This is a genomic window from Synechococcus sp. H55.11, from assembly GCF_047462475.1.
Taxonomy (GTDB): Bacteria; Cyanobacteriota; Cyanobacteriia; order Thermostichales; family Thermostichaceae; genus Thermostichus.
Map to the genome: position 1 here is coordinate 1 of NZ_JANSJI010000101.1, position 6,924 is coordinate 6,924.

The 6,924-nt window shown below is 56.0% G+C and carries 5 protein-coding genes; 2 read left to right on the plus strand and 3 right to left on the minus strand.

All coding sequences use genetic code 11. The annotated features are described in order from the left end of the window. Positions 1 to 43: 43 nt before the first annotated feature. A complete protein-coding gene (treY, locus tag NW853_RS04410; RefSeq protein ID WP_414333738.1) occupies positions 44 to 2,857 on the minus strand; it encodes a malto-oligosyltrehalose synthase in 2,814 nt (937 codons plus the stop codon). 275 nt (positions 2,858 to 3,132) lie between these two features. On the opposite strand from treY, the gene NW853_RS04415 reads away from it, so the two are divergent. Further along, complete coding sequence (locus NW853_RS04415; protein ID WP_414333740.1) at positions 3,133 to 3,978, plus strand: M48 family metallopeptidase; 846 nt, start codon at positions 3,133 to 3,135, stop codon at positions 3,976 to 3,978. 6 nt (positions 3,979 to 3,984) lie between these two features. Beyond that, positions 3,985 to 4,890 carry a carbohydrate kinase family protein gene (locus NW853_RS04420; protein WP_414333742.1) on the plus strand — a complete coding sequence of 302 codons (906 nt, stop codon included), beginning with the start codon at positions 3,985 to 3,987 and terminating at the stop codon, positions 4,888 to 4,890. A 3-nt stretch (positions 4,891 to 4,893) separates the two neighbouring features. Here the strand turns inward: NW853_RS04420 and NW853_RS04425 are convergent, their stop codons facing one another. Both NW853_RS04425 and NW853_RS04430 read right to left on the minus strand, forming a co-directional pair. After that, entirely contained in the window at positions 4,894 to 6,618 is a 1,725-nt protein-coding gene (locus NW853_RS04425) for an ABC transporter ATP-binding protein (protein ID WP_414333744.1), read from the minus strand. Between the two features lie 36 nt (positions 6,619 to 6,654). Beyond that, positions 6,655 to 6,804, minus strand: a complete 150-nt coding sequence (locus NW853_RS04430; protein ID WP_414347990.1) for a hypothetical protein — start codon at positions 6,802 to 6,804, stop codon at positions 6,655 to 6,657. Between the last annotated feature and the right edge of the window lie 120 nt (positions 6,805 to 6,924).

Genomic DNA, 6,924 nt, shown 5'->3' on the forward strand with positions numbered 1-6,924 from the left:
GGAGTTTGCCCGCATCGCCAACTTTCAGGCCCTGACCCCGGCCTCAATTGCTCAGTAGGTTCTTCTGCCCCCACAGCAGGGCCACCGGAAAAGACTTGAGGAGGATGCCCACCGGCAAGGTTTCGCCGGCAGGGATCCCTTCTTGGGTCAGCCCGTTCACCCACTCCAGCCGCTTCCAGCGGGGCAGATGAATTTCAGTATCTTTCCAAACGGCTTCTCCCAGGGGATCCTGCGTCTCGTCGATCAACGAGGTCAAAAAGCGGGGTGACACCGTAATCAAAACCTGCTTCTCGTGCTGGCGGGCAAAAGCCACCACGTGGGCAGCATGGGATCCGCTCACCTGCAGGGGAATGTAATTTCCGCCAAGAAACAACTGCGGCTGTTCCTGACGGGCCCTGAGCACAAGATGAATGAGAAACAGCTTAATGCGTCCGTCGCGGCGGTGGGACAGCAGATCTTCGACAAGCTGTAGAGGATCCTGTTTGACTCGCCGTTGAATTTCTTCTAAGTAGGCGAGGCGACGAGAAAAATCTACAGGCCGACGATTGTCGGGATCCACCATACTTAGATCCCATAGCTCGGTACCTTGGTAAATATCCGGGATCCCAGGGCTGGTGAGCTTGATCAGCGTTTGCGAGAGGGAATTTAAGATGCCAAAGTGGGCAATTTTGCGTTGGAAAGGCAAGAAGGACTCCAAAAAGGGGCTTGAGGTCTGTAGGATCTGATCGATAAAAGCGAGGGTGGCTTCTTCATACTCGGTATCGGGGCGAAGCCAAGCGGTGTGAACTTTGGCTTCCCGCACAGCTTTGATGGCATAGTCCTTAACCCGCTGCACGAACTGGGGCACCTCTTCCGCTTGGAAGGGATAAGAGCCGAGCAAAGTCTGGTAGAGCAGATACTCATCGTTGCGATCTGGCAGTTCCGAGCGCTTGGCTTGATTGCTGCGGACCTTGTAACCGAGGTTCAGCTCATGCCAAAGGTTGATGTGTTTTTTCCATTCAGCAGGGATTTCAGACAGCACATTCAGGCGGGCTCGTACATCTTCGCCGCGTTTGGTATCGTGGGTAGAGGAAGCATTCATCGAAAAAGGCCACTCGGCTGCTCGTTCTTGGTTAAAGCGGTGAAACTCCTGCAGAGAAAAGCCAAAACGGCAGGGATCCCCGCCCACTTCGTTTAAGGATAGTAGCCGGTTATAAACATAGAAGGCCGTATCCTCTACCCCTTTGGCCATGAGAGGGCCGGCCAACTGTTGCAGGCGCATGGCAAAGTAGATCTGCTCGTTTCTCTCTTGCTCTGACAAATTGTCGAGAGACTCCAGGCAGAGAAAACGCTGCAGAAAATTTAGTTCGTTTACCAAGATGGGCAGGTTCTCCTTGGCTTTCTCTACAGCTTTACGGATAACCTGCTGACCTTCTGGGCTGAGGATCCCTTGGTGGATGTAAACTCGATAAACCGGGAAGCACACCAAAACTTCCACCAGGGCTCGGCGCAAGCTGTAGAGGGTAAAGTCGTTAGCGTAGCGGTGATGGCTGGTGATCTGCTTGAGCAAAAAAGCAAGATTATCCATATCACCTGCCAGGTTGCGCTCGATGATCAAACGTTTTTTGTCTTCAATCACCTGTTCTGGGGAATGTCGTAGGTTCGTAAAGTCTTGATAAAGAGAGTCAAAAGCCTCTGCATTTTCTTCCTGGCAAAAAAGACCATTGAGCTTGGCTAAAAAGTCGTATCCTGTTGTGCCTTGAATCGGCCATTGCTGAGGCAGTTTCTCATCGGCTTCTAGGATTTTCTCTACCACGATGTAGAGATCTGGGCAGCGTTCCCGCAGGCGATGGAGATATTCTTCCGGATTAAACAGGCCGTCGATGTGGTCGATACGTAAGCCTGTAAAGCGCTCTTGTTCTGCCAGCTTAAGGATGAGCTGATGTGTTTTGCGAAAGACCTCGCGATCCTCCATCCGCAGCGAGATCAGCTCGTTAATGGTGAAGAAGCGACGGTAGTTGATTTCCTCGGCGCCCACTTTCCAGAAGGAAAGGCGGAAATTCTGCCGCGCCAAAAGGTCGTCCAACAAGTCAAAGCTTGAGGGATCCCCCGGCTTGCCGTTAAAGATGGCAATGTTCTCGTCAAAGAAGTTTTGAATAGATTGGCTAGACGTGTAAAGCTCCCAAAGGGAGTGCTTAGCAAAGTTAATTTGATCGGTGCGTTCTAGGAGATCTTCCTTGCTGGGTATAAATCTCAGGCTGAAGAGGATCCCGAGTAACTTGATGTAGTCGGGGTGGCTTCGCCCTAACTTCCGCCGCAATTTACCTAAGTTGTAGGTAAAAACATCGGCATAGGTATCGATATTCAGAGGAAATCTCAGGTTATAGTAGTTGATGCTGAGGCCATCGGCATCGTAACGAAGCTGAATTTGACCAGACTCCAAACATTTATCGTAGAAATCTCCCAAAAAGGGTGCCAAGATCCTGCCTTTAATACCCAGATAGGAGTGGTTCCAGTTGACATCAAAGTAATCGATAAAGTCTGAGTTGGGCCCACTTTCTAGAACATCCATCAACATTTGGTTTTGGCCGTCATAGGCCATGTGGTTGGGCACGATGTCTTGGATCCAGCCGATTCCCTGCTGATTGAGGGTTTCCCACAAGAGCTCAAACTTTTCACTTCCCCCCAGTTCCTGGTTAATCTGCCTCGGATCCACCACGTCGTAGCCGTGGGTGCTACCGCTGCGGGCTTGGAAGATGGGAGAGGCATACAAGTCGCTGATGCCCAGCAACTTCAGGTAGGGAACCATTTGCCGTGCTGCCTCGAAGTCAAACCCAGCATGAAACTGAATGCGATAGGTGGAAGTCGGGATCCGCATGATGACCTTAGAACGACGACAAAGGGGTCTAGCTTGCAAACGGACTAGGGTCGAGAGAAGAGATGTTTCCAGAGTAGCGGCTAAAATCAAGAAACCATGTAGGGAAGGGCGGAGTCTGCCGAGGCAACAGTTGGAGGGGGTTCACAGCCCTCAGTTGCAGGTCAGCCCGGACATGCCCAGCTCTCTTGGTCTCCATCCCTTGACGGCCGACAGCAGGGATCCCCAAGCTCCAGCCGCCCGCCTGCTTTTGAAGCCTTTTTCTCCCCATCTTGTCTATGTCATCCATTCAACAAGAACCTCGCATTCTGCTGGGCCTGCGGGCCGACCAGTTTCGCCATCCTGTGGATCTGCAGGCAACCCGCTCTCTGCAGCAGGTGCCGGGGCTGGGCCTGCTGATTCAAAACTGGCTCGGCTCAACAGCAGGACAGGTCTTTTATCTGGATAACATCGCTTCCAGTATTCAAATTAACGAGCATCAGCTGCCGGAGATTCACCAGCTTTTGGTGCAGGCCTGTCGCATCTTGGATCTGGACGTGCCCCAGCTCTATGTGCGGCAGAACCCCACGCCCAATGCCTATACCTTTGCCATGCAGGGGAAAAAGCCTTTTATCGTTTTGCACAGCTCTCTGCTGGATCTGTTGGAGCCGCCGGAAATTCAAGCCGTGATCGCCCATGAATTGGGCCATTTGAAATGTAATCACGGCGTCTACTTGACGATGGCCAACATCCTCATGCTCTCCACCAGCTTGCTCCCCTTCGGCGGGCTGTTTTATCAGGCGTTGCAGGAGCAACTGATGCACTGGCTGCGGTGCGCCGAGTTTACCTGTGACCGGGCGGCGCTGTTGGTCACCCAAGACGCCAAGACGGTGATCTCGGTGTTGATGAAGTTGTGCGGTGGATCCCCGCAATTGGCCTCTAAGCTGAATGTGGACGCCTTTTTGGAGCAGGCCCGCGCTTACGACGAGCTGGACGGGGATCTGTGGCAGATGGAGCTGAAGCAGATGCAAACGGTGGGGCGCACCCATCCGCTGCCGGTCCTGCGGGCCAGAGAAATCGAGCGTTGGTTCCGCAGCAACACCTACCAGCAAATCCTGGAGCTGCAGGGAGCGGCTGCTTCCTAAGTGCCGATGATGGATCCCCCCGATGTGCCCCAGGGCTTGCCTCTCATTTTGGGGGAGGTGCTTTTCGACTGCTTCCCCAGCCAGGTGGTGCTGGGCGGTGCGGCTTTGAACGTGGCTTGGAACCTCAAGGGGCTAGGATCCGATCCCCTCTTGCTTAGCCGCATCGGCCAAGACGAAGCGGCAGAAAAGTTGTTGGCGGCGCTGCGGCGGCAGGGGCTGCGCCTGGAAGGTTTGCAACGGGATCCGATTCACCCCACCGGCCAAGTCCAAGTCACGCTGGATGCAGAGGGGATCCCAAGCTTTGCCATCTTGCCCGACCAAGCCTACGACTACATTCAGTTGGATATCGGGGTTCTCCAGCCCAGCCTGCTCTATCGGGGCAGCTTGGCGGCGCGACGGGAAGCGGCCCATCGCCACTTTCAGGAGACGATCCCCGCCCTTCGCTGTCCGGTGTTTTTGGATCTCAACCTGCGGGATCCCTGGTGGCAGCCGGATCCCATCCGGGAGATGCTGCGCACCTGCGATTGGCTGAAGCTAAACCAGGCGGAGCTGGAGCAGGTGGCGCGGCTAGAAGGGATCCCTGCCAAAGAGGTGCGGGAGCAAGGGCAGATCCTGCGGGCGCAGTTGAACCTGAAAGGTCTATTTTTGACTCTAGGGGCCGCAGGTGCGCTCCTGATCACCCCCGCCCAGGTTTATCAGGCCGACCCGGTTTCCGTACCTCAGATGGTGGATACGGTGGGCGCTGGAGATGGCTTCAGTGCCGTGGCCATCCTGGGCCTGCTGCGGGGATGGCCAGAGGAGGTGTTGCTGCAGCGGGCGGTGCAATTTGCCTCGGCCATCTGCGGGATCGCGGGGGGTGCGCCTCAGGATTCGGAGTTCTATCGGCCTTTCCGGCAGGAGTGGCGGCTCTGAAGCCTACTGAAACTGGCGCAGGTGAAACTGGGCGTAGCGCCCCCCTTTGCCCAGCAGCTCGCGGTGATTTCCTTGCTCCAGCAGTTGCCCTTGCTCCAAGACAAAAATGCGGTGGGCGGTGCGCACTGTCGAGAGGCGGTGGGCGATAACAAAAACGGTGCAGCGTTGCATCAGCCGTTGCAGCGCCTCCTGCACCAACGCTTCCGACTCGTTGTCCAAAGCAGAGGTGGCCTCGTCCAGGATCAAGATCTTGGGGTTGAGCAACACGGCGCGGGCAATGGCCAGCCGTTGCCGTTGTCCGCCGGAAAGGGTGACCCCGCGTTCTCCCACGCGGGTGGCGTAGCCATCGGGTAAGCTCTCGATAAAGGTGTCGATGTTGGCCACCTGGGCCGCCTGGCGTACCGCTTCCAGGTCAAACTGCTCTTGTCCGTAGGCGATGTTGCTGGCAATGGTTCCCGAAAACAGGGTGATCTCCTGCGGCACAATGCCAATCTGGCGGCGCAGGCTCTTGAGGGTGACGGTGCGGATGTCGATGCCGTCGATGCGGATGCAGCCCTGCTGCGGATCGTAAAAGCGGGGAATCAAGCTCACCAGGGTGGATTTGCCGGCACCGGAGGATCCCACCAAGGCCACGATCTCGCCGGGAGACACCTGAAAGCTGATTTCCTTGAGCACCGGCTGATCCGGTTTGTAGGCAAAGGAAACTTGCTCGAACTCCACCCAGCCCTGAATGGGGGGCATAGGCCGAGCGCCGGGCAGCTCCCGGATCTGCGAGCGAGTGTTCAGCAGCTCGAAAATTCGCTCCACCGAAGCCTCACCCTGTTTCAGCTCGCTGTAGTTGTTGGTGATGTGCACAATGGGGTCGATCAACATGGCAACACCGGCAATAAAGCCGAGAAACTGGCTGCCGGTCAGGTTGCCCTGGCTAATTTGCCAGCCGCCCACCCAAAACACCCCCAACACGCTCATGGCGTACAGGAAACCCACCACCGGGTCTTGGATGGCTTTCACCTGCTCGGTCTGAAACCGGGCCAGGCGGTTGCTTTCGGCAATGGCACTGAAGCGGCGAATTTCGTAGTCCTCGGCCGCAAAGGCGCGAGTGAGACTGATGCCGGCAAACACTTCTGTCAAGAGGGCGGCCAAATCCGACATCTTCTCTTGGTTGAGGCGGGAGCGAAACAAGAGGCGATCCCCAAACCAACTGATCAAAGCGGCCATCAGGGGGGCGATCAGCAGGGTGGTCAAGGTGAGAATGCCGTTGAGATAAAACAGGTAGGCCACCACCGCCAAGATGGTGAGCACGCTGGGGATGAAACGGTGGAAAAAGCGTTGCACCACCTCTCCCACCCGATCCAGATCCCCTGTCAGGCGATAGACCAGATCGCCGGTGCGGCTGCCGGAAAAATAATCCACATCCAGCGCTTGCAAATGGGCATAGATCTGTTGGCGCAATTCCAACACCATTTGCAGGGAAGCCCTCGCCATCAGGGTGTCTTGGCCGTACTGGAAGGCGCCACGCACCAAGAAAAACACCACTCCAATCAGGGCCAGCGTCCGCAATTGCCCCAGATCCCCGGCGCCGATGGAGCGGGCCACCCACTCGATCAAGTAGGCAAGCGCGGGCATGGTCAGGACAAAGCCAAGAGTGCAGGTCAGCCCCAACAACAACATCCACAGATGGGGCCGGATAAAAGGGATGAGACGGCGATAGCTACGACCCGGATGCACCAATCCCAAACCAGAAGGGCCTCTGACTCAACCAGCTTACAGGATACTGTTGCCCACTGCTGCCGGGATCCTTGAAACTGGCCGGTCGAGTTGAAAGCCGCTGCGGCCATTTTCTTTGACCGCTGTTACATGGAAGCCGGCCAGTAGGTGCTGGGAGCATAACCGGGCATCAACACGATCAGCCATACTCTTGCTAGTTAGAATTACTTGCATTAGCAAAGAACCTCAACCAGGCCCGGAGAAGACGCAGATGACCCACATCCTGCCGCCGCGGGATCCCCGCTGTTTCCACAACATAGAGAGATA